Origin of the sequence: Mesorhizobium sp. ES1-6 (assembly GCF_020164775.1) — a bacterium.
Classification (GTDB): Bacteria; Pseudomonadota; Alphaproteobacteria; order Rhizobiales; family Rhizobiaceae; genus Mesorhizobium.
Map to the genome: position 1 here is coordinate 233,626 of NZ_JAIUGU010000010.1, position 23,726 is coordinate 257,351.

Consider the following 23,726-nt stretch of genomic DNA (forward strand, 5'->3'; position numbering starts at 1 on the left):
AAACGCTTGAAATGATGATGTCATGCGTGAAACATGCATGAAGAGAGCAAAATCCGTGGATGAAACGCGCATTGATCAATTTGACCGCAAGATAATGGCGCTCCTGCAAGGTGACGCGCGGCTCACCAACAACGATCTGTCAGAGCGGGTGAACCTGTCGGCATCGCAATGCTCGCGCCGCCGCCAGCGTCTGGAGGAGGATGGCTTTATCAAAGGCTACCGGGCGGTGCTCGACCGTGACAGGCTCGGCTTTTCGCTGGTCAACGTCATCTCGGTAACCTTGGCTACCCACAACCGCGACAATGCCCGCCGCTTTGGCGAATTGGTGGCGCGGCTGCCGGAAGTGCAGGAGGCGCACGCGCTGACCGGCGAGATGGATTATATCCTAAAAGTCGTGACGCCCGATCTCAAATCACTGTCGGAGTTCGTCAACGGCGTGCTGCTGCCGCACGAATCCGTGCAGCATGTGAAAACGGCGATTGTGCTGGAAACGCTGAAGGAAACTGGCGCGCTGCCGATTTAAGCCTTCGACTGCTGGATCAGCCCATACAGATTGGTGCATCGCGCCCCGGAGCGGCAATAGGCGAACACCGGCCCTTCGAGCTCGTCCAGTGCTTCGGCCTGGTCGTCGACATTGTCCTGCGTGATCTGGCCGCTGATGACCGGGATATAGCGGAAGGCGAGACCGGCGGCTTCGACTGCTGTCTTGAGCGTTTCCGCCGAAGGCTGGCCGGGCTGTTCGTCGTCCGGCCGGTTGCAGATCACGCTCTTGAAGCCGGCTTCCTTGATGGCGGCGACGTCTTCGGGCTGGATCTGGCCTGAAACCGAATAGTCTTCGCTGATCTGGCGGTATTCCATTGTGTCGTCCTCGCGATCTCGTTGACGGCAGTCTTGCCACTCCCGGAGGGGGGCGGCAATCCGCATCGAAGGAATTCTCTGCCAAATAGACATCGCAGGCCAGAAAATCCAACCGGGCCGATACGGCCCGGCTGGGTGCGGATCAATTTCAGCTGCCGAGAATGGCGCCTTTGATCTGACGGATGTTGTTGTGCATCATGTCGATATAGGTCGAGCCCGGGCCATCGGGCTGCGACAGCGCATCCGAGTAGAGCGTGCCGCCGACCTTGATGCCGGTCTCGCTGGCGATCTGCTCGATCAGGCGCGGGTTGGTGATGTTCTCGACGAAGATGGCCGCGGCCTTGTCCTGCTTGACCTGCTCGACCAGCTTGGCGACATCGGCGGCCGACGGTTCGGAATCGGTCGAGATGCCTTGCGGGGCGAGGAAAGTCAGGCCGTATTCGTGCTCGAAATAGCCGAAGGCGTCATGCGAGGTGATGACGACGCGCTTTGCCTCGGGGATCGACTGGATCGCCGCCTTCACTTCGCCTTCCAGCGCATCGAGCTTCTTGGTATAGGCGGCGGCATTGGTCTGGTAGGAGACGCAGCCTTCGCTATCGGCCGCGCAGAACGCTTCGGCGATGTTCTTCACATAGATCCTGGCATTGGCGATCGACTGGAACGCGTGCGGATCGGTCACCGTCTTGCCGCCGCCGGTGCCGGCACCCTCCGCTGCGTCGGCGTCGGCGAATTCAGGCTTGAAGTCGATCGGCGTCACGCCTTTGGTCAAGGTGATGATCGAGGCCTTGGTGGCGCTGGCATCGACCAGCCGCTGCAGGAAGCCCTCGAAATGCAGGCCGTTGACCAGCACGATATCGGCCTTGGCCATGGCCACCGCGTCGGCGGGGCTCGGCTCATAGACATGGGCATCGCCGTCCGGCCCGACAATGGTGGTGATCGCGACCCGGTCGCCGCCGACGTTTTTGGCGAAGTCCGCGATGACGGTGAAGCTGGCGACCACTTTCAGCGGCGCGGCGAATGCCGACGATGCTCCAAAGACGGTTAATGTTATAACGCTCATCGCCAGGGCGGCACGGATCGATTTCAGCATAAGCGGGGTCTCCTTTTAGGGGCGGGGGATCAGGCCGTTCTGTGACGGTGATGGATGATGCGCGCGCGCAGAATGCCGCGCGTGCCAAACAGGATCGAGGCGAAATAGACGACGCCGGCCGACAGGATGATGGCCGGGCCGGACGGCAGCGAGGCATGATAGGAGAGGAGCAGTCCGGCAATGCAGGAGGCAAAGCCGATCAGCACGGCCAGCACGCACATCGGCTCGACGCGCGCCGTCCAGAAGCGAGCGGCAGCCGCCGGCAGCATCATCAATCCAACGGACAGCAAGGTACCGAGCGCCTGGAAGCCGCCGACGAGGTTAAGCACGACGAGGCCGAGGAAGATGAAATGCACCGGGCTGCCCATGCGGCTGACCGAACGCAGGAACAGCGGGTCGAGGCATTCGGCGACCAGCGCCCGCCAGAAGATGGCGAGACAGACCAGCGTCACCGCGACGATGCCGCCGATCAGCGTCAAGGCCTCGTTGTTGAGCGCCAGAACTGTGCCGAACAGCACATGCATGAGATCGACGCTGGAGCCGCGGATCGACACCATCAGCACGCCGATGGCGAGCGAAATCAGGTAGAAAGCCGCCATCGAGGCGTCCTCACGCTGGATGGTGAAGCGCGAAACGGCGCCGGCGCCGAGCGCCACGATGACGCCGGCGATCAGGCCGCCAATGGTCATCGGCAGGATTTCAAGGCCATAGAACAGGAAGCCGGCGGCCGCCCCCGGCAGGATGGCATGCGCCATTGCATCACCCGACAGGCTCATGCGCCGCAGCATCAGGAAGACGCCGATCGGGCAGGCGCCGAGCGACAGCATCAGCGAGCCGATCAGCGCCCTCTGCATGAAGCCGAAATCGGCGAAGGGCGCGATGAAAAGACCGTAGAGCGCGTCCATCACGCAGCCCTCGGTCCGGCGCCATGGTGATGGTCGTGATCGTGCCCATGATGATCGTGATCATGGCCGTGAGCGTGCTCGTCAGGCTCGCACCAGGGCGCGTTCTCTTCCCAGGCTTCGTGAAAGCGGCGCGCCCGCAGCAGGTTCTCCGGCTTCAGCGTTTCCCGGGTTTCGCCCCAGGCAACCGGCTGGCGGGCAAGCAGCAGTGTTTCGGGAAAATTCTGGCGCACCAGATCGAGATCATGCACCACCACCATGACGGTGCGCTCCTCGCCGTGCCAGCGCTTGATCAGCGCAATCAGGTCGCCGACCGTCTTGGCGTCGACTGCGTTGAAGGGCTCGTCGAGCAGGATCAGGTCGGCATCCTGCAACAGCACCCGGGCAAACAGCGTCCGCTGCAATTGACCACCCGACAGCGTGTCGATCGGCCGCTTCTCGAAGCCGCCGAGGCCGACGGCCATCAAAGCCTTGCTGACGGATTCGCGATCTTCCTTGGTGTAGCGGCCAAGCATGCCGCGCTTCGGCCACAGGCCCAGTGAAACCAGATCGACGACACGGGCGGGAAAAGAGCGATCGAGTTCCGATTGCTGCGGCAGATAGGCCGCCCGCACACCGGGCGCGCGGACAACTTCGCCGGCCATTGGCTTCAGCACCCCGACGATACCCTTCATCAGCGTCGACTTGCCGGAGCCGTTGGCACCGACTACCGCCGTCAACGAACCCTTGCGGATCGCGCCATCGAGATGATGGATCGCTGGATGGCTGTTATAACCAAGCGTCAGGTCACGGAATGTCAGGCAGGTCTGGGTCATATCGCTCCGTCGCCAAACGCGGCCGCAGGCAGGGGTTGTTGGATATGTGATGTTATTACATTAGTCAACAAGTCCATCCGGCGGAATTGCGACGCCATGGTCAACTCCCCGTGTGCGCGGCTGGCCTTAAGTGGCGCAATTGGCTCAAACGGTTTCGGTCAGGCGGCCTTGCCCGAAGCGGACGGCGACTCTAAAGAGGCCTGACCACAACGGAAGGAACCTCTCGAATGAGCATTCGTCGCATCGATGTCGGCCCGCGCATGAGCCAGATCGTCATCCACGGCAACACCGTCTATCTGGCCGGCCAGGTCGGCGAACCCGGCGGCAACGTCGCCTCGCAGACCCGCGATGTTCTGGCGGCCATCGACGAATTGCTGGCCAAGGCCGGCACCGACAAGACCAAGATCGTCCAGGCGATCATCTGGCTGGCCGACATGAGCACCTTCGCCGAAATGAATTCCGAATGGGACAAGTGGGTGCCGCAGGGCCACACGCCCGCCCGCGCCACTGGCGAAGCCAAGCTCGCCGGCCCGGAATATCTGGTCGAGATTATTGTGACGGCCGCGCTGTAAAGCGCGACGTGGAGGCTGTCGATCTCCCCCCTCGTGGGGGAGATGCCCGGCAGGGCAGAGCGGGGGAGATCAGCTACCCCTGCGAAGGCGTGAACCTTGCCACCAGCGTGTGGCTTTCCGCCGGATAGATGAAGCGTACATGGGTGACCGGGTGCTCGGCGCTCCAGGTGCGGCGTTCGACCACCAGGCAGGGCGCGCCGGGATCGATGTCGAGCGCATCGGCGATAGTCTCGTCGGCCGCCATGGCGCGGATGCGGTGCTCGGCTTCGCTCCAGGGCACACGGCCTATTAGCCACGGGCCTGCCGCGATTTCGAGGAACGCCTCGTCTCCAGCCTCGGCCACGGCCGACAGATTGATCAGTCTCTGCTCGAAGGCGAACGGCCGTTCGCCGGCAAAATGCAAGCCTTCAAGCCGCAGGACCGAGCCCGCCGTGGAGAGCCCGAGCAGTCCCCGGTCGCCAGCATTGCTGCGCCGCTGCAGGCGTTCCCGCCGCTCATAGCGATAGGGCAGGGCGAGCGCCTCGACCTCGATCCTGATGTCGTGCAGTTCAAGCACCGCCGCTTGCGATTGCGGCCGGCGGACAAAGCTGCCCGAACGCCGCCGCCGTTCGATCAAGCCGGCCTTGGCGAGCTGCGACAGCGCCTTGTTCACGGTCATGCGCGAGCATTTGTATTCCGCCGTCAGCTCATGTTCGAACGGAATACGGTGGCCAGGCGCCCAAGTGCCGGACAGGATCTTTTCGCGGATATCGGAAAGGATGCGCTGATGCAGCGAAACGGTCTCGCTGTCCTCCATGTCAGTCGGTTCGACCATGCTCATCCAGGATCAGCTTTCCGAGAGCGCGGTCATTACCTCGCGAAACCGCTCGGCAATCTCCTCGCGTCTCGCATGCCTGCCGCCGCTGACCTGCTTTTGCCCGTGCACCCAGACACAATCGACCTTGCTGCCATTGGCGAAGATCCAGGCATCAAGGATCGCATCGCCCATCTTGCCCGCCAGCGAGGGATTGCCGGCGTCGAGCGAGACGAGATCAGCGGCAGCGCCGACGGCTATCCGCGCGGCGCCGGCGCCGAGCGCGACGCTGCCGCCGTCAAGTGCGGCGTCGAACAGCGCACGCCCGGTCGAGCCGCCTGCCACCGCAAGCACATTGCGGGCGCGGTGCGCGAGGCGCTGCGAATATTCGAGCTGGCGCAATTCGTCGGGCAGGCCGATCAGCACGTTGGAATCGGAGCCGACACCGAAGCGGCCGCCATGCTCCTTGTACAGCGGCGCGGCAAAGGTGCCGTCGCCGAGATTGGCCTCGGTGATCGGGCAAAGGCCGGCGATGGCGCCGCTCTTGGCCAGGTCGATGGTCTCGGTTTCCGTCATGTGGGTGGCATGGATCAGGCACCAGCGCTGGTCGACAGCGGCAGCCCCAAGCAGAAACTCGACCGGACGCGCGCCGGACCAGGCAAGGCAATCCTCGACCTCCTTCACCTGCTCGGCGACGTGGATGTGGATCGGCCCGTCCGGCGCGATCGCCGCAACCGCCCTGAGTTCCTCCGGCGTCGCGGCCCGTAAACTGTGCGGGGCGACGCCGACAATTGCTTGATTCAAAGAGCGAACAGATTCGCAGGACTTCTCAACAAGTCGGGCGAACCCGCCAACATCGTTGACGAATCGCCTCTGGCCTTCGTTTGGCGCGGCACCACCGAAGGAGGAGTGGGCGTAAAACACCGGCAGCAGCGTCAGGCCGATACCCGTTTCGCCGGCCGCCGCGGCGATGCGCTCGGCCATTTCGGCAGGGTTGGCGTAAGGTTGTCCGTCGCGGTCATGATGGAGATAGTGAAATTCGCCGACGCGCGAAAAGCCGGCCTCCAGCATTTCGACATAGAGCTGCGCCGCCACCGCCTCGACCTGATCGGGAGTCATCGACAGCGCGAAACGGTACATCACCTCGCGCCAGCTCCAGAAACTGTCGGCGGAGGGGCCTCGCAACTCGGCAAGCCCGGCCATGCCGCGCTGAAAAGCGTGGCTGTGCAGATTGGGCATGCCGGGCAGCAGGATGGCATGGCGTTCGTCGCCTGGTCGCGGGGAGGTCCCGGCCTCGATCGCCGAGATTCGCCCCTGGTCGATGGCGATCCGCACATTGCCTTGCCAACCATCCGGCAGGAGCGCCTGTTCCGCAAAGATCGCCGTCACGTCCGTCTCCGAATCCTGCCCTGGGGATGACAATAGCACTTGCAGTGCGTTTCAATATGTATATACATAATCGCCATCCTTTCAATTGGAAAAGATGATGGCTGGAGAGAGCAAGAGCCAAGCGGGAGGGCTTCGCCTTTGGCGCAATGCGCGTCTGGCGACCATGGCCGAAAATTCCGCCGGACTTGGCATCGTCGAACACGGCGCGGTCGCGGTGCGCGGCGGCCGCATTGTCTATGCCGGTTCCGAATCCGAGATGCCCTCGGCGTTTGCCCAGGGCGAGACCGTCGATTGCGAAGGCCGCTGGATTACGCCCGGCCTGATCGACTGCCACACCCACCTGATCCACGCAGGCAACCGCGCCAACGAGTTCGAGATGCGGTTGGCCGGCGCCACCTATGAAGAGGTCGCCAGGGCCGGCGGCGGCATTGTCTCTTCGGTCAAGGCGCTGCGCGTCGCCAGCGAGAGCGACCTGGTCGCCCAGACGCTGCCGCGCCTTGACGCGCTGATGGCGGAAGGCGTCACCACGGTCGAGATCAAGTCCGGTTATGGCCTCGATCTCGACAATGAAAAGAAGTCGCTGCGCGCCGCGCGACAGCTGGGAAATGAACGCCCGGTAACGGTCCGCACCACATGCCTGGCAGCCCATGCGCTGCCTCCCGAAGCCAAGGGCGACAAGGACGCCTTCGTCGATCTCGTCGCCAACACAATCCTTCCCGGCGTCGCCGCCGAAGGCTTGGCCGATGCCGTCGACGGGTTCTGTGAAGGCATCGCATTTTCGCCCGAGCAGATGGCGCGCGTGTTCGACAAGGCCAGGGCGCTCGGCTTGCCCGTAAAACTCCACGCCGACCAGCTATCCAACCTGCACGGCGCCGAACTTGCCGCCCGCTATGGCGCGTTGTCGGCGGATCATCTCGAATACACCGATGAAGCAGGCGCCGTGGCGATGGCCAGGGCGGGGACCGTCGCGACGATTCTGCCTGGCGCCTACTACTTCATCCGCGAGACCAAGAAGCCGCCGATCGGCCTGTTTCGCCAGCATGGCGTGAAAATGGCTGTCGCCACCGACAACAATCCCGGCACATCGCCGCTGACCTCGCTGCTTCTGACCATGAACATGGCGGCGACGCTGTTCGGCATGACGGTCGACGAGTGTCTTGCCGGCGTCACCCGCGAGGCCGCGCGTGCGCTGGGCCTGCTCGGCGAGATCGGGACGCTGGTATCAGGCAAATCCGCCGACCTGGCGATCTGGGAGATCGAGCGTCCCGCCGAACTCGTCTACCGCATGGGCTTCAACCCGCTGCATGCCCGCATCTGGAGAGGACAATGACCGAACTGACCCTGAAGCCTGGCAACGCCACGCTGGCCGATTGGCGCGCCATTTATCGGGGCGCCGTGCCGAAACTGGATGATGGCTGCCGCCCAAAAATCAAGGCAAGCGCCGAGGCTGTCGCGCGCATCGTTGCCAAGGGCGAGCCGGTCTATGGCATCAACACCGGCTTCGGCAAGCTGGCCAGCGTGCGCATCCCGGCCGAAGATCTGGAGACCCTGCAGCGCAACATCGTTCTGTCGCATGCCGCCGGCGTTGGCGAGCCGATGCCCGTCGCCATTACCCGGCTGATGATGGCGCTGAAGCTTGCGAGCCTGGCGCAGGGCGCCTCCGGCGTGCGCTCGCACACCATCGAATTGCTGGAAGCGATGCTCGCCAACGACGTCATCCCGGTGGTGCCGGCGCAAGGTTCGGTCGGCGCCTCCGGAGACCTTGCCCCGCTGTCGCACATGACGGCGGTGATGATCGGCGTCGGCGAATGCTTCACCCCGCATGGCCGCTTTCCGGCCAAGGTCGCGTTCGTCTCGCACGGGCTGGAGCCGGTGACATTGGGCGCCAAGGAAGGTCTGGCGCTGCTCAACGGCACGCAGTTTTCGACGGCCTATGCGCTGGCCGCGCTGTTCGAGGCAGAAGTGCTCTACCAGTCGGCGCTGGTCGCCGGCGCGCTGTCAACCGATGCGGCGAAAGGCTCCGACGCCCCTTTCGATCCGCGCATCCATCTGCTGAGAAAACATCGGGGCCAGATCGAGACGGCGGATGCGCTGCGCAATCTGATGGCCGGCAGCGCTATTCGTGAATCGCATCGCGTCGGCGACGAGCGTGTGCAGGATCCCTATTGCCTGCGTTGCCAGCCGCAAGTCATGGGCGCGGCCCTCGATGTGTTGCGCAAGGCGGCCGATACGCTCGGCACCGAGGCCAATGGCGTCACCGACAATCCGCTGATCTTCGCCGAGGACGACACCGCGCTCTCCGGTGGCAATTTCCACGCCGAGCCAGTGGCTTTCGCCGCCGACATGATCGCGCTGGCCGTCTGCGAGATCGGTTCGCTGTCGGAACGCCGCATCGCCATGCTGGTCGACCCGGCCCTGTCAGGCATGCCCGCCTTCCTGACACCCAAGCCCGGCCTCAACTCCGGCTTCATGATCCCGCAGGTGACGGCGGCGGCCCTCGTTTCGGAAAACAAGCAGAAGGCCTATCCGGCATCGGTCGATTCCATCCCGACCTCGGCCAACCAGGAAGACCACGTCTCGATGGCTGCGCATGGCGCGCGCCGGCTGATCGGCATGGTCGAGAATGCGACGGCGGTGATCGGCATCGAATTGCTGGCCGCCGCGCAAGGCTGCGATTTCCATGCACCCCTGGCCTCCAGCGCCGCGCTGGAGGCCGTGCGCAAGCTGGTTCGCGCCGAGGTGCCGCATCTCGACAATGACCGCCATTTCCACCCCGACATGGAAAAGGCCATCGCCATGGTGCGCAGCGGCGCAACGGTGAAGGCGGCAAGCGCGGTGACGCTGCCGGGGATTGCGTCGTGAGAGTGCTAACCATGGAAGGCCGTGATCCTTCGCGCCCCCCTCTGGCCTGCCGGCCATCTCCCCCTCTTGGGGGGAGATCAGCAGCTTCCCTGACGCCGCTCCTCTTGCAACGCCGGCGATTGGCGAAAGCCGCTGTGGCGGCCAATCTCCCCCCAAGAGGGGGAGATGCCCGGCAGGGCAGAGGGGGGCGCCGTAGAGCTCCAACATGGGGAGATCTCGCATGACGCCATCCTGGCTCACCATTACTCAGGGCACGGCACCGCTGCTGGTGTCGATCCCGCACACCGGCATCGACCTTGCCGGCCTGGAAAGCCGGCTGGTGTCGCCATGGCTGGGTCGGCGCGATTGCGACTGGTGGATCGACAATCTCTATGATTTCGCCACTGACCTTGGCGTGACCGTCGTGCACACGGCGATCTCGCGCACCGTGATCGACGTCAACCGCGATCCATCCGGTGCCTCGCTCTATCCAGGCCAGGCGACCACCGGCCTGTGCCCGACCGAAACCTTCGATGGCGATCCGCTCTACCGCCAGGGCGAAGAGCCGGGCCCGTCCGAGATCGACGAGCGTCGCGAGAAGTTCTTCACACCCTACCACGCTGCCTTGCAGGCCGAGATCGACAGGCTGCGCAGCCTGCACGGCAAGATTGTCCTCTACGACTGCCATTCGATCCGCTCGGTGCTGCCACGCCTGTTCGAAGGCACGCTGCCGGTATTCAATCTCGGCACGAACGACGGCAAAAGCGCTGATCCGACGCTGCAGGCGACGGTCAACCAGATCATGGCTGAAACCGGTGAAACCTTTGTCGTCAACGGGCGCTTCAAGGGCGGGTGGATCACGCGCCATTTCGGCCTGCCGCTTCAGGGCGTGCATGCGCTGCAGATGGAACTCTCCAATCGCGGCTATATGCGCGAACCCGAAGGGAAGGGCACGCCGGACAATTGGCCGGTGCCCTACGATGCCGCCTTCGCCGCGCCGATCCGCGCCACGCTGAGAAAGATTCTCCAAACCGCCATTGACTGGGCCGGCCGCTGACGCGCCGCCTCATCCGAAAGGGACAATGATGACCGACCCTCGCCACAACATCCGCGAAGTGCGCAGCCCCCGCGGCGACAAGCTCAACGCCCGCTATTGGACGACCGAAGCGCCGCTGCGCATGCTGATGAACAACCTCGACCCCGAGGTCGCCGAGAACCCCAACGAGCTGGTCGTCTATGGCGGCATCGGCAGGGCGGCGCGCACCTGGAACGATTTCGACCGCATCGTCGCCTCGCTGAAGACGCTTGGCGAGGACGAGACGCTGCTGGTGCAGTCCGGCAAGCCGGTCGGCGTGTTCCGCACCCACTCGGACGCGCCGCGCGTGCTGATCGCCAATTCCAACCTGGTACCGCACTGGGCGACCTGGGAGAAATTCAACGAGCTCGATAAGAAGGGCCTGATGATGTACGGCCAGATGACGGCCGGCTCCTGGATCTACATCGGCACGCAAGGCATCGTGCAGGGCACCTACGAAACCTTCGTCGAGGCCGGCCGCCAGCACTATGGCGGCAATCTGAAGGGAAAATGGATCCTGACCGGTGGTCTCGGCGGCATGGGCGGCGCGCAGCCTCTGGCCGCCGTCATGGCCGGCGCCTGCTGCCTGGCCATCGAATGCAATCCCGATTCGATCGATTTCCGCCTGCGCACCCGCTATGTCGACGAGAAGGCCGAGACGCTCGACGAAGCCATGGAGATGATCGAGCGCTGGACCAAGGCCGGCGAGGCTAAGTCCGTAGGCTTGCTCGGCAATGCCGCCGAGATCGTGCCCGAAATGTTCAGGCGCGGCATCCGCCCCGACATGGTCACCGACCAGACCTCTGCGCACGACCCTATCAACGGCTATTTGCCGAAGGGTTGGACGATGGCCGAATGGCGCGAAAAGCGCGTCAGCGACCCGAAGGCGGTCGAGAAGGCGGCGCGCGCCTCCATGCGCGAGCATGTCGAGGCGATGGTGGCGTTCTGGAACGCCGGCGTGCCGACCCTCGACTACGGCAACAACATCCGTCAGGTCGCCAAGGACGAAGGCTTTGAAAATGCCTTTGCCTTCCCCGGTTTCGTGCCGGCCTACATCCGTCCGCTCTTTTGCCGAGGCATCGGCCCGTTCCGTTGGGCCGCACTCTCCGGCGATCCCGGGGATATCTACAAGACTGACGCCAAGGTGCGCGAACTCACCCCCGGCAACACCCATCTGCACAACTGGCTCGACATGGCGCGCGAGCGCATCTCATTCCAGGGCCTGCCGGCGCGCATTTGCTGGGTCGGTCTCGGCGACCGGCACAGGCTTGGTCTCGCCTTCAACGAGATGGTGGCCAAGGGCGAACTCAAGGCGCCGGTCGTCATCGGCCGCGATCACCTCGATTCCGGCTCGGTCGCTTCGCCGAACCGCGAGACGGAAGCGATGAAGGACGGCACTGACGCGGTCTCCGACTGGCCATTGCTCAACGCGCTGCTCAACACAGCTTCGGGCGCCACCTGGGTGTCGCTGCACCATGGCGGCGGCGTCGGCATGGGCTTTTCCCAGCATGCCGGCATGGTCATCGTCGCCGATGGCACGCCTGACGCAGCGAGACGTCTGGAGCGCGTTCTGTGGAACGACCCGGCGACCGGCGTCATGCGCCATGCCGATGCCGGCTACGACATCGCCATCGAATGCGCCAAGGAGCACCAGCTCAACCTGCCCGGCATTCTCGGTAACGGCTGACGCCATGCGCATCCTTCGTGCCGCCGATTACCGCGTCATGCCGTGGAAGAACGGCGGCGGCACGACGACCGAGATCGCCGTCTCGCCCGATGGCGCCGGGCTCGACGATTTCGACTGGCGCGTCTCGATGGCCCGGGTCGAGACGAGCGGGCCATTCTCCAGCTTTTCCGGCATCGACCGGACGCTGTCGGTGCTGGAGGGCGAGGGAATCGTGCTTGACGTCGCGGGCCGGCCACCGGAGCGGATGACGGCGGCCTCCCGGCCATTTTCCTTTCCAGCCGACCAGCCAACAAGTGCCGCGCTGATCGCCGGCCCGATCACCGATCTCAACGTCATGACGCGTCGCGGCCCCATGTTGCATCAGGTCGAGCGTCTGGCGATTTCGACGCCTGTGGAAATCCTGACTGGGGCCGGGGCCACCCTCATCCTTTGTCATGCAGGCCATGCCATTTTCCCCGGCACCGCGCCCGTTCGTCTCGGGCCGCTCGACACCTTGCTGCTCGGACCTGATGCCGCTGTCTTGCGGGTTCAGCCCGAGCCGGATGCGATCCTCTTCGTGATCCGGATAATCGGTGCCGCCTGACGCGTTTGGTGCCAACGGTTACCGCCTGTTTCCAAACATGATCGTGATGCCGGCGAAATATAGCGTAAGCTGGCGTCGGCATCACGAAAAAGCCCGAATCCTCTCCGTCGATCGGTCTTGACGGGAGCGAGGGGCGCTCGTCTTTGAGTTGGTCGAAAGATGACGCCCTGTCGTGGTGCGGAAACAAACTTTCGGCATAGGGGTTGATGCAACCAATTGCATTTGAACCGGTTTTAGGGCCATTGCCGTAGCGGTGACGCCGCTGAGTGCCCGCTTACGGAATTTTCAATGAATATTCAGACGAATCCAGCCCAGATCGAGAAGACCAGCGCGAGCTTTCCTGCCATCACGGAAGAGCCGATAAGATCGACATTCCTGCCGGAAGAACGGCTCCGGCTGCTCGGCGAAAGCCTGGCCAAGGGCGATCTGGCGGATCTGTTCGGCTTGATCCCGTTCGACTTCCAGGCTCGGATCCGCGACAGCGCCAAGAAGATCCTCGAAGTCTACCGGTCGACCAATGCCGCGCAGGCGAGGGGCGAAACCATCACGCCCGCCGCGCAATGGCTGCTCGACAACAACTATCTGATCGAGGAAACGATTTTCCAGGTCAAACGCGACCTGCCGCGCCGCTTCTACCGGCAATTGCCGACACTGAAACTGCCCGATGGCGGCACCGTGCCGCGCGCATTGGCGCTGGCCTGGACCTATGTCGCCCATTCCGACAGTTCCGTCTCGGCGACCATGTTCAAGTCCATCGTCCAGGGCTTTCAGTCGGTCGAACCGCTGAAGATCGGCGAACTCTGGGCGCTGCCATCCCTGCTGCGCTTCGTGCTGATCGAGAACCTCCGCCGCCTGGCGGTCAGGGTCAACCGCACCCGCCAAATGCGCCAGATCGCCAACGACGTGGCTGACAAGGTATTGGCGACCGACGACAATCCGGACCGGCAGGCGATCCTCGCCAATTTCAGCGCGCACGCGCAGGACACCACCTTCGCCACTCAGCTTCTCTATCGCCTGCGTGACGGGTCGCAAAACGCCGGCAAGGCGCTGGAGTGGCTGGAAGGCGAGCTCGAAAAGACCGGCTCGGACGCCGAGGAAATCATCATTTCCGAGCACCAGACGCTGTCCAGCGGCAATGTCACCACCGGCAACATCGTGCGTGGTCTGCGCCTCATCAACGACGTCGACTGGACGGTGTGGTTCGAAGGCGTCAGCCGTATCGATACCGTGTTGCGCGAGCGCACCGATTTCGCCGCGCTCGACTTCTTCTCCCGCGATCAATATCGCACCGCGATCGAGGAACTGGCACGCCGCTCGAACCTGTCGGAGTACCGTGTCGCCGAAAAAGCCATCGAGCTGGCCGGCCACGCCGCCGGCGGAACGGTCCCGCAGGGAGCTGAAGAGGCTGATACCCAGGCTGGATCCGACCATACCGATGTCGGTTTCTATCTCGTCGGCCCGCGCCGGCTGGAGCTGGAAAAGGCGATCGGTTACCGGCCCACGATCAGCCAGATGGTGAAGCGGACCTTCGCCAAGACCGGCTGGCTCGGCATCGTGCTCCCCGTTTTCGCGCTGACGGTGTTGCTGCTCGTCCTGACAGGCAATGCGTTGGGCAATCTTGGCCTGTCGGTGCCGTCGATCGTGCTGATGCTGGCGCTGTTTGCCGTGCCGGCCAGCGAAGGCGCGCTCGCCTTCTTCAACACCGTGGTCTCGCTGTTCCTCAAGCCCACGCGCCTGATTGGGTACGACTACAGGCATGGCGTGCCGCCCGAAGCGCGCACCCTGGTGGTCGTGCCGTCGCTGATCGGCTCGCGCGACGATGTCGAGGAGAACATCCGCAACATCGAAGTGCACTACCTCGCCAATCTGGCGGACGAGATCCATTTCGCCTTGCTGTCGGATTGGCCCGACAGCAAGATCGAGGTCGATGCGGCGGACACCGAGATCCTGGATTTCGCCCGTGCCGAAATCGCCCGTCTCAACGCGCGCTATCCCTCGCAAGGCGCACCGCGGTTCTACATCCTGCACCGCCGCCGGCTCTACAATGCCGCGCAAGGGTGCTGGATGGGCTGGGAGCGCAAGCGCGGCAAGCTACACGAGCTCGATCTCTTGCTGCGCGGCGACAGCGATACCACCTTCCTGCCGCTCGAGGTGCCGCTGCCGGAAAAGGTCGTCCATGTGATGACGCTCGATGCCGATACCCGCACCACCCGCGATGCGGTATCGAGCCTTGTCGGCAAGCTTTGCCATCCGCTCAACCGCCCGCATTTCGACGCCACCAGGCGCGTCGTAACCGCCGGTTACACCATCCTGCAGCCGCGCATCACCGCTTCGCTCACCAGCGGCGACGAAGCCTCGTTCTTCCAGCGCGTCTTCTCGGCCAATCGCGGCCTCGACCCTTATGTCTTCGCTGTTTCGGACCTCTATCAGGACGTCTTCAGCGACGGCTCCTTCACCGGCAAGGGCCTCTATCATGTCGATGCCTTCGAGGCCGCCTTGCAGGGCCGCATCGAGGAAAACACCATCCTCAGCCACGATCTGCTCGAAGGCGCGCTGGCGCGCGCCGCACTGGTCACCGACGTCGAACTGGTCGAGGATTACCCGACCCGCTACTCGGTCGACGCCTCGCGTCACCATCGCTGGGCGCGCGGCGACTGGCAGCTCTTGGGCTACATCTTCAACCCGCGCTCCGGCGTCCCGGCCCTGTCGCGCTGGAAGATGGTCGACAATCTGCGCCGCTCGCTGACGCCGATCTTCTGGGTCTTGGCGGCCATCGCCGGCTGGACCCTGCTGCCCTTCACGCAGGCGGCGCAGTGGCAGGCCTTGCTGATCCTCAGCCTGTTCATGGCGCCGACCTTCGACGTCGTCAACGCCATCCTGCCCAAGAGCGGCGACCAGACGCCGCGCGGCCACTTCTCGGCGCTGGCGCGCGACGTCGCCTTCGGCACCGCCATGGTGGCTCTGAAGATCGTGCTGATGGCGCACAATGCCTGGATGATGGGCGACGCCATCGTGCGTACGCTCTACCGGCTGTTCGTCAGCCGGCAGAATCTGCTGGAGTGGCGCACCGCCTCGCAGGCGCACAAGGCCGGCGACAATGATGTCGGCTCCTATTACGGCATAATGTATGGCGCCGTGATCATCGGCTTTGTCGGCCTAGCCATTCCGGTGCTGGCCGATTCCACCGGTGCCTTCGTCGCCTTCTTCTTTGCCGTGTTCTGGATCGGCTCGCCGGCGATCGCGAGCTGGATCAGCCGCTCCGCCGAAACCGAGGACCGGCTGCGCATATCCCAGGCCGACATCCACACGCTGCGCACCGTGGCGCGCCGCACCTGGCACTATTTCGAGAGCTTCGTGACGGCGGAGCATCACAATCTGCCGCCGGACAATTTCCAGGAGAGCCCGGCGCCCGTGGTGGCGCCGCGTACCTCGCCGACCAATATCGGCGTCTATCTGCTCTCGGTCGTCTCGGCGCGCGATTTCGGCTGGATCAGCCTGTCCGATGCCATCACCCGCATCGACGCCACCATGACCACCATCGAGAGCATGCCGCGTCATCGTGGCCATCTCTTCAACTGGTACGACACCACGACGCTGAAGCCGCTCTACCCGCTCTATATCTCGGCGGTGGACAGCGGCAATCTCGCCGGTCACCTGGTGGCGGTGGCGGCGGCCTGCGCGGAATGGGCGGAAGCGCCTTCCGTCCACCTGCAGGGCGATTTCGAGGGTATTCTCGATACCGTCACCATTCTCAGCGAAAGCCTCGATGAACTGCCTGACGACCGCCGTCAGTTGCGGCCGCTGCGCCAACGCCTCGTCGATCGTCTCGACGGCATGCGGCGTGCCGTCGAGACGATCAAGGCGCAGCCGGAAATGGCCTCGATCCGCACCATCAACCTTGCAGTCCTGGCTGGCGAAATCCGCAAGCTCGCCACCGCCATTCACACCGAGGCCGCATCGCCGCAGAGCGACGTCATCGTCGACTGGGCGGCAAGGCTCGAGGCCACCTGCGAGGCGCACGTCCACGACGCCCACAGCGACGAAAACGCTGTCGAGGCCCTGCGTGCCAAGCTGCTCACCTTGCGCGAGCGCACCCGCCGTTTCGCCTTCGAGATGGAATTCGCCTTCCTGATGCGCCCGGAGCGCAAGCTCTTGTCGATCGGCTACCGGGTCGAGGAACATCAGCTCGACGAAAGCTGCTACGACCTTATGGCCTCCGAGGCGCGGCTGACCAGCCTGTTCGCCATCGCCAAGGGCGACCTGCCGACCGAACACTGGTTCAGGCTTGGACGCCCGATCGTCGAGATCGGTTTCCAGGGCGCGCTGATGTCCTGGTCCGGCTCGATGTTCGAGTATCTGATGCCGCCGCTGGTGATGAAGGAGCCGCAAGGCTCCATCCTCAACCAGACCAGCAAGCTGATCATCAAGCGCCAGATCCAGTACGGCCGCCAGAAGAACGTGCCGTGGGGTATCTCGGAAGCGGCCTACAACGCCCGCGACCGGGAACTGACCTATCAATACACCAATTTCGGCGTGCCGGGGCTTGGGCTGAAGCGTGGCCTCGGCCAGAACACGGTGATCGCGCCTTACGCGACCATCCTGGCGGCCCAGTTCAACCCGCGCGAAGCGGTGCAGAACCTGGCCCGGCTGCGCGAGATCGGCGCGCTTGGCCCTCATGGCTATTATGATGCGGTCGACTTCACGCCGCAGCGCGTGCCGGAAGGCACCAACCATGCGGTCGTGCTGAATTACTATGCCCACCATTCGGGCATGTCGATCGCCGCTGTCGCCGACGCCATCTTCGAAGGTCGCCTGCGCGATCGCTTCCACAGCGATCCGGTCATCGAATCGGCCGAACTGCTGCTGCAAGAGAGGGCGCCGCGCGACATCCCGACCGCCACCGTCCGCACCGAGGCCGACGAGCGCTCAAAGGACGAAACCGAAACCGAGAGCCCCGATACCCGCATCGTGTTCGATCCCTTGCGGGCGCTGCGTTCGACCAATGTGATGTCGAACGGCCGCTATTCGGTGATGGTGACCGCGACCGGCTCCGGTTACAGCCGCTGGGGCGATCTTTCCGTCACCCGCTGGCAGCCCGATCCGGTCGAGGATCGGCTTGGCTCCTATATCTTCCTGCGCGATGCGGCCACTGGCGACTGGTGGTCGGCGACTTCGGAGCCCAAGCACGCGGCCGAGGAAAAGACGCAAACCCTGTTTTCCGATGACAAGGCGAGCTTCGTGAAATCGGTCGGCACGCTGCGCTCCGAGGTCGAATGCATCGTCATTTCCGAAGGCAATGGCGAAGGCCGCCGGATCACGCTCTACAATGAAAGCACATCCGACCGTCACATCGAAGTGACGTCCTTTGCCGAACTGGTGCTGGGTTCGGAGGCTTCCGACAACGCGCATCCGGCTTTCTCGAAGATGTTCGTGGAAACCGAGATCGCTCCCAACAACGGCGCCATCTTCGCCACGCGCCGCAAGCGCGAAACCAGCGAACCCGATGTCACGCTGGTGCATTTCGTCACCGATCCATCGGGACCCTCTCGCGATGCCGAGGCCGAGACCGACCGGCGCGCCTTCATTGGGCGTGGCCGCACCATCGTCGATGCCGCGGCCTTCGATCCAGGCGCCCGGCTTCGCGGCCATTCCGGCTTCACCCTCGATCCCATCGCCTCGCTGCGCCGTCAGGTGCGCGTGCCGGCCAACAAGAAGATATCGCTGACCTTCTGGACCGTCGTCGGGGCCAACCGCGCCGAGTTGGAAGAGGCCATCAACCGGCTCGACCACCAGGAGAGCTTTGCCCGCCAGGCCATGCTCGCCTGGACGCGCAGCCAGGTGCAGACCCGTCATTTGGGCCTCAGCCTGACCGATGCCGCCAATGTGCAGAAACTGGCGCGCTATCTGATCTATCCCGACCCGTTCCTGCGGCTGCCCGCCGAGTCCATCGCTTCCGGCCTGGGCAAGCAATCGAGCCTGTGGCCGACCAGCATTTCGGGCGATTACCCGATCTTCCTGGTCAGGATCGGCGATGTCGCCGATCTTGAAATCGTTGCCCAGGCGTTGCGCTTCCAGGAGTATATGCGCACCCGTGGCATGATGATCGACTTCGTCGTCGTCAATGAGCAGGCCTCCTCCTATGTCCAGGATCTGCAGCGCGCGGTCGAGACGTTGTGCGAAAACAGCCGCTTGCGCGGCAAGGAACTTGGACCCCGCCAGCACATTTTCGCGGTGCGCCGCGACCTGATGGAGGAGACGACCTACAAGACGCTGCTCGCCGTCGCCCGGGTTGTGCTGCATACGCGCAACGGCACCATCTTCGACCAGATCGAACGGGCCGAGGCGGCTGCCCTGCAGGCGCGCGATGGCCTGCAGCCGGCTGGATTGCCGGCCCCGCGCGAAATTCCAGCGCCCGCACTGCAGATGCATGCATTTGCCTCGGCGGTGGCCGATGTCAGCGCAGATGGCTCCGGCCTCAGCCAGTGGAACGGTTTCGGCGGCTTCGACGGCGACGGGCGGCACTATGTGGTGCGCCTGACTGGCCGGCGCACCACGCCGCAGCCCTGGATCAACGTCGTCTCCAACGCCTCGTTCGGCTTCCACACCTCGGCCGAGGGGGCTGCCTTCACCTGGAGCCGCAACAGCCGTGACTATCAGATAACGCCGTGGTCGAACGATCCGGTTTCGAACCGGCCGGGCGAGGGCATCTACATTTACGACCAGGCCAGCGGCAGGGCGTTCTCCCCGATCGCCGCGGTGGTGCGCGATCCCTCGATGACCTACGAGGCCTGGCATGGCCAGGGCTTCTCGACCTTCCGCTCGAAGCGGGGGCCTTTGTCGATGGACCTGACCCATGTCGTCGATCCCGTCGATCCGGTGAAGATTACGCGGCTGCGCATCCAGAATTCCGGCTCGGTGCCGGCGCGGTTGCGCGTCTATGCCTACGCCGAGTGGGTGCTTGGCGGGCACCGGTCGCGCACGGCGGCAACCATAGTGCCGTCCCGTGATGGCGCCACCGGCGCGTTGCTGGCGCAAAACCCCTATGGGCTGGATTTCAGCGAGCGCGTGGCCTTCCTCGCCGCCGACACCGGCATCCACTCGGTGACGACGGACCGGGCCGAGTTCCTCGGCCGGCACGGGTCCAGCGAGTTGCCGCAGGCGGTGCTGAGCGGTTCGGCCCTGTCTGGCCGCGTCGAGGCCGGAGACGATCCGTGCGCGGCGATCGCTCGTGACATCGAGATTCCGGCTGGCGGCGACGTCACGCTGATCTGGCTGCTCGGCGACGCCGAGTCCTCGGCGCAGGCGAGCGCGCTGGTGCAGAAGCACCGGGGCGGGGACTTCGACCAGCGCCTGACCGACAACGAGCGCGAATGGCGTGCCTTCCTCGACACCATCCAGGTCGAGACGCCGGACAAGGGCCTCGATGCCATGGTCAATCACTGGCTGCCCTATCAGAGCCTTGCCTGCCGCATCCGCGCCCGCTCGGCTTTCTATCAGGCAAGCGGCGCCTTCGGGTTCCGCGACCAGCTGCAGGACACACTGGCCTTGCTGGCGCATGATCCGACGCTGGCGCGCGACCAGATCCTCAACGCCGCGCGGCGGCAGTTTCCGGAGGGCGACGTGCAGCATTGGTGGCTGCCGCGTACCGGCGCCGGCGTGCGCACGCTGATCTCCGACGACGTGGTGTGGCTCGCTCACGCCACGGCGCGCTATCTCACGGTGACCGGCGACGCCACCATCCTGAAGGAGCAACTGCCGTTCCTCGACGGCCAGGTGCTGGGCGAAGGCGAGCATGACGCCTTCTTCACCCCGGAAATCTCGAAGAAGACAGTGTCGCTCTACGATCACTGCGCGCGTGCGCTGGACCTTGCCATCAAGCGCAGCAGTCCAGCCGGACTGCCGCTGATCCTTGGCGGCGACTGGAACGACGGCATGAACCGTGTCGGCGAGCACGGCAAGGGCGAGAGCGTGTGGCTGGGCTGGTTCCTCTTGAAGACGCTTGGCGACTTCGCCGCGGTCGCCAGGAGCGAGGGCGACACCAAGCGCGCACAAGCCTGGGCAAAGCATGCCGAAGCGCTGAAGCGGGCGCTCGAAAGCACGGCGTGGGACGGAGAATGGTACCGGCGCGGCAGTTTCGATGACGGCACGCCTTTGGGGTCGCGTTCATCGCAGGAGTGCAAGATCGACTCCATCGCCCAGTCCTGGAGCGTGCTTTCGGGCGAGGGCGACCCGGCGCGGTCGACGACGGCGATGCAGCAGGCGACGAAGTTGCTCGTCGACGATCACCTCAAGATCGTAAAGCTTTTCACGCCGCCCTTCTCGAAGACGGACAAGGATCCCGGCTACATCAAGAGCTATCCGCCTGGCGTGCGCGAGAATGGCGGCCAGTACACCCATGCGGCGACGTGGTTCGTCATCGCGCTGGCGGAGATGGGGCAGACCGACGAGGCCTACCGCTGCTTCTCGATGCTGAACCCGGTCAATCACGCGTTCGACGAGGCCTCGACCGAGCACTACCGCGTCGAGCCCTATGTGGTGGCGGCCGATATCTATGCCGGGGAGGACAAGGGCGGACGCGGCGGCTGGACCTGGTACACCGGCTCGGCGGGCTGGCTATACCGGGCCGCGGTCGAAGGCATCCTGGGTATCGAACGGCGCGGCAAGCAGATCACGTTCCGGCCGAAGCTGCCCAGTCATTGGGACGGCTATCAGGCGTCCCTCAAGATGCTGGGCGCCGAGATCAAGGTGCAGGTCATTCGCGACAAAAAGACCAAGACGATCTCGCTCGAAGTCGACGGTTCGAAGACAAAATCGACGTCCTTCGAGCCAAAGGCCGGTGGTCAGACCGAGGTCGTGGTCAAGATACCGGCGTAAAATCAACAGGTTGGGTCACCGGATAGCGCGTCTTTCGGGACGCGCGAAGCTGCGTCCCGTTACTTGCGCGGGATCCGAGGCGGCGTCGGCCGCGCGCCTTGGAACCGACCTCTCCAGCTTGCGGTGATTAAAAATGTGGCAACGCTAGGCCGCTGCCATGATTTTGCCGCAACGCTGGCATTTCACCTTTTATCTCAATCCGTTAGGTGATCACGCCAGATTTCGTATCGTCGTCATGTTTTGTTCGCTAAATGGGAACGGAAGCGATAGACGGGCATTGTTTTGCGACGCATCAACCGTTACGTGTCAGGAATGGTGCAGTGCACAATATTGGTATTGGGCACAATAGAATGTTGGCGGAGTAGCTGAAGTGTCACTTCTGCAGATCTATTGGAGAGCGCTGGGGTATCTGGCTGCCGATAAGAAGCGCGTCGCGCTGATCTGTGCGGCCAACGTCGCTCTCGCAGCCATCGCGATCCTCGAGCCGATCATGTTTGGCCGGGTCATCGACGCAATTTCCACCAAGGGTTCGGTCTTCTCCACGCTTGCGGTCTGGGCCGGCATCGGCGCCTTCAATGTTCTCGCTTTCGTGCTGGTGGCGCGCGGTGCCGACCGGTTCGCGCACGCCCGGCGCAGCGAAGTGCTGTGCCAGTCCTTCGAGCGCGTCATCACCATGCCGCTCGCCTGGCATCACCAGCGCGGCACCTCCAACGCCCTCCATACGCTGTTGCGCGCCGTCGAGACGCTGTTCAGCCTTTGGCTCGAATTCATGCGCCAGCATTTGTCCACGGCTGTTGCACTCGTCCTGCTGGTTCCGACCGCGCTCAGCATGGATGTGCGCATGTCGATGGTCCTGCTCGTCCTCGGCGTTCTCTATGTCGGCATCGGCCGCCTGGTGATGAAGCGCACCAAGGAAGGCCAGGCCGCCGTCGAGCGCCACTATCACAAGGTGTTCGCGCATGTGACGGACTCGGTGAGCAACGTCGCCGTGCTGCAGAGCTACAACCGTCTCGGTCATGAGGCGGAGACGCTGCGCGGCTACGTCAAGAACCTGCTCGACGCGCAGAACCCGGTGCTCGACTGGTGGGCTATCGCCAATGCGCTCAATCGCCTGTCGTCGACGATCTCGATGATGGTGGTGCTTCTGATCGGCGCCTATCTGGTCACCCACGGCCAGCTGCGCATCGGCGACGTCATCGCCTTCACCGGCTTCGCCACGCTGCTGATTTCGCGGCTCGACCAGATGTCGGCTTTCGCGAACCAGATTTCGGAAGCTCGCGCCAAGCTCGAGGATTTCTACAAGCTTGAGGACTCGGCCGCCGATACCGCCGAGCCGGACGGCCTGCGCGATCTTGCCAATGTCACCGGCCATGTCCGTTTCGAGGATGTCAGCTTCGAGTTCGCCAATTCGGGGCAGGGCGTCAGCGATGTCTCCTTCGAGGTCCAGGCTGGCCAGACCGTCGCCATCGTCGGGCCGACGGGTGCGGGCAAGACCACGCTCATCAACTTGCTGCAGCGCGTCTTCTCGCCGTCCAGCGGCCGTATCCTGATCGACGGCGTCGATACCCGCACCGTGACCCGCAAGTCGCTGCGCCATTCGATCGCCACCGTGTTCCAGGATGCCGGATTGCTGAACCGCTCGATCGAGGACAATATCCGTGTCGGCCGCGCCGATGCGACCAATGACGAGATCCATGCCGCCGCCACCGCGGCCGCGGCGCAGGATTTCATCCTGTCCAAGAGCAATGGCTATGACACGGTGGTCGGCGAACGTGGCGGCCAGCTGTCGGGCGGCGAGCGCCAGCGCATCGCCATTGCCCGTGCCGTGCTGAAGGATGCTCCGATCCTGGTGCTCGACGAGGCGACCAGCGCGCTCGACGTCGAGACCGAGGATCGCGTCAAGGAAGCGATCGACGAATTGCGCCGCGACCGCACCACCTTCATCATCGCCCACCGCCTGACCACCGTCCGCGACGCCGATCTGGTCGTGTTCATGGACAAGGGCAGGGTGATCGAGATGGGTGGCTTCGCCGAACTGTCGCTGCGCAACGGCCGTTTCGCCAGCCTGCTGCGCGCCGGCGGCCTGCTCAACGACGAGGAAGTCCGCCGCCTCAGCCGCTCCGTACACGAGGCGGCCTGAGCGATGACAGTTCTCCCTTCTCCCCTTTGTGCAGGGCTGTCCGGGGAAAATTATACATATTGGAAGCCCATCTGATTTGGGGAGGTCCACTGGGTTCGGCGGCTTGG

General features: G+C 64.2%; 15 protein-coding genes. 9 read left to right on the forward strand and 6 right to left on the reverse strand.

The features are described from left to right. Positions 1-37: 37 nt before the first annotated feature. Positions 38-523: an Lrp/AsnC family transcriptional regulator gene (locus tag LB564_RS23320; RefSeq protein WP_263491511.1), complete on the forward strand. Its 486-nt coding sequence runs from the start codon at positions 38-40 to the stop codon at positions 521-523. Here the strand turns inward: LB564_RS23320 and LB564_RS23325 are convergent. From LB564_RS23325 to aztA, 4 genes are all read right to left on the reverse strand, one after another. After that, entirely contained in the window at positions 520-858 is a 339-nt protein-coding gene (locus LB564_RS23325) for a TIGR01244 family sulfur transferase (protein WP_140707030.1), read from the reverse strand. The two genes, LB564_RS23320 and LB564_RS23325, sit on opposite strands and share 4 nt — an antisense overlap. Positions 859-1,006: 148 nt before the next feature. Then, entirely contained in the window at positions 1,007-1,948 is a 942-nt protein-coding gene (aztC, locus tag LB564_RS23330; protein WP_224541268.1) for a zinc ABC transporter substrate-binding protein AztC, read from the reverse strand. Positions 1,949-1,977: 29 nt separating this feature from the next. Continuing rightward, positions 1,978-2,853 (reverse strand): zinc ABC transporter permease AztB, encoded by an 876-nt coding sequence (gene aztB, locus LB564_RS23335; protein ID WP_140707026.1) that lies wholly within the window; start codon positions 2,851-2,853, stop codon positions 1,978-1,980. Further along, entirely contained in the window at positions 2,853-3,665 is an 813-nt protein-coding gene (gene aztA / locus LB564_RS23340) for a zinc ABC transporter ATP-binding protein AztA (RefSeq protein ID WP_224541270.1), read from the reverse strand. Before aztA ends, aztB begins: the two co-directional genes overlap by 1 nt. 227 nt (positions 3,666-3,892) lie before the next feature. Between aztA and LB564_RS23345 the strand changes: the two genes are divergently transcribed. Next, complete coding sequence (locus LB564_RS23345; protein ID WP_140707022.1) at positions 3,893-4,237, forward strand: RidA family protein; 345 nt, start codon at positions 3,893-3,895, stop codon at positions 4,235-4,237. Positions 4,238-4,310: 73 nt separating this feature from the next. Here LB564_RS23345 and hutC read toward each other — a convergent pair whose 3' ends face one another. Together hutC and LB564_RS23355 are read right to left on the reverse strand one after the other, a co-directional pair. After that, positions 4,311-5,057 (reverse strand): histidine utilization repressor, encoded by a 747-nt coding sequence (gene hutC / locus LB564_RS23350; protein ID WP_224541271.1) that lies wholly within the window; start codon positions 5,055-5,057, stop codon positions 4,311-4,313. A 6-nt stretch (positions 5,058-5,063) separates the two neighbouring features. Continuing rightward, positions 5,064-6,419 carry a formimidoylglutamate deiminase gene (locus LB564_RS23355; RefSeq protein ID WP_224541273.1) on the reverse strand — a complete coding sequence of 452 codons (1,356 nt, stop codon included), beginning with the start codon at positions 6,417-6,419 and terminating at the stop codon, positions 5,064-5,066. A 97-nt stretch (positions 6,420-6,516) separates the two neighbouring features. On the opposite strand from LB564_RS23355, the gene hutI reads away from it, so the two are divergent. From hutI to LB564_RS23390, 7 genes are all read left to right on the forward strand, one after another. Continuing rightward, a complete protein-coding gene (gene hutI / locus LB564_RS23360) occupies positions 6,517-7,749 on the forward strand; it encodes an imidazolonepropionase (protein ID WP_224541275.1) in 1,233 nt (410 codons plus the stop codon). Beyond that, entirely contained in the window at positions 7,746-9,281 is a 1,536-nt protein-coding gene (gene hutH / locus LB564_RS23365; RefSeq protein ID WP_224541277.1) for a histidine ammonia-lyase, read from the forward strand. Before hutI ends, hutH begins: the two co-directional genes overlap by 4 nt. Positions 9,282-9,501: 220 nt before the next feature. Beyond that, positions 9,502-10,317, forward strand: a complete 816-nt coding sequence (gene hutG, locus LB564_RS23370; RefSeq protein ID WP_224541279.1) for an N-formylglutamate deformylase — start codon at positions 9,502-9,504, stop codon at positions 10,315-10,317. A 25-nt stretch (positions 10,318-10,342) separates the two neighbouring features. Further along, on the forward strand, positions 10,343-12,022 hold the full coding sequence (hutU, locus tag LB564_RS23375; protein ID WP_224541280.1) for a urocanate hydratase: 1,680 nt from the start codon (positions 10,343-10,345) through the stop codon (positions 12,020-12,022). A gap of 4 nt (positions 12,023-12,026) precedes the next feature. Continuing rightward, complete coding sequence (locus LB564_RS23380) at positions 12,027-12,605, forward strand: HutD family protein (protein WP_224541282.1); 579 nt, start codon at positions 12,027-12,029, stop codon at positions 12,603-12,605. Between the two features lie 288 nt (positions 12,606-12,893). Continuing rightward, the gene (locus LB564_RS23385; protein WP_224541284.1) at positions 12,894-21,479 is read left to right on the forward strand and encodes a GH36-type glycosyl hydrolase domain-containing protein; all 8,586 of its coding nucleotides are present in this window, start codon (positions 12,894-12,896) and stop codon (positions 21,477-21,479) included. A gap of 370 nt (positions 21,480-21,849) precedes the next feature. Further along, on the forward strand, positions 21,850-23,619 hold the full coding sequence (locus LB564_RS23390) for a glucan ABC transporter ATP-binding protein/ permease (RefSeq protein WP_224541285.1): 1,770 nt from the start codon (positions 21,850-21,852) through the stop codon (positions 23,617-23,619). Positions 23,620-23,726: the final 107 nt, after the last annotated feature.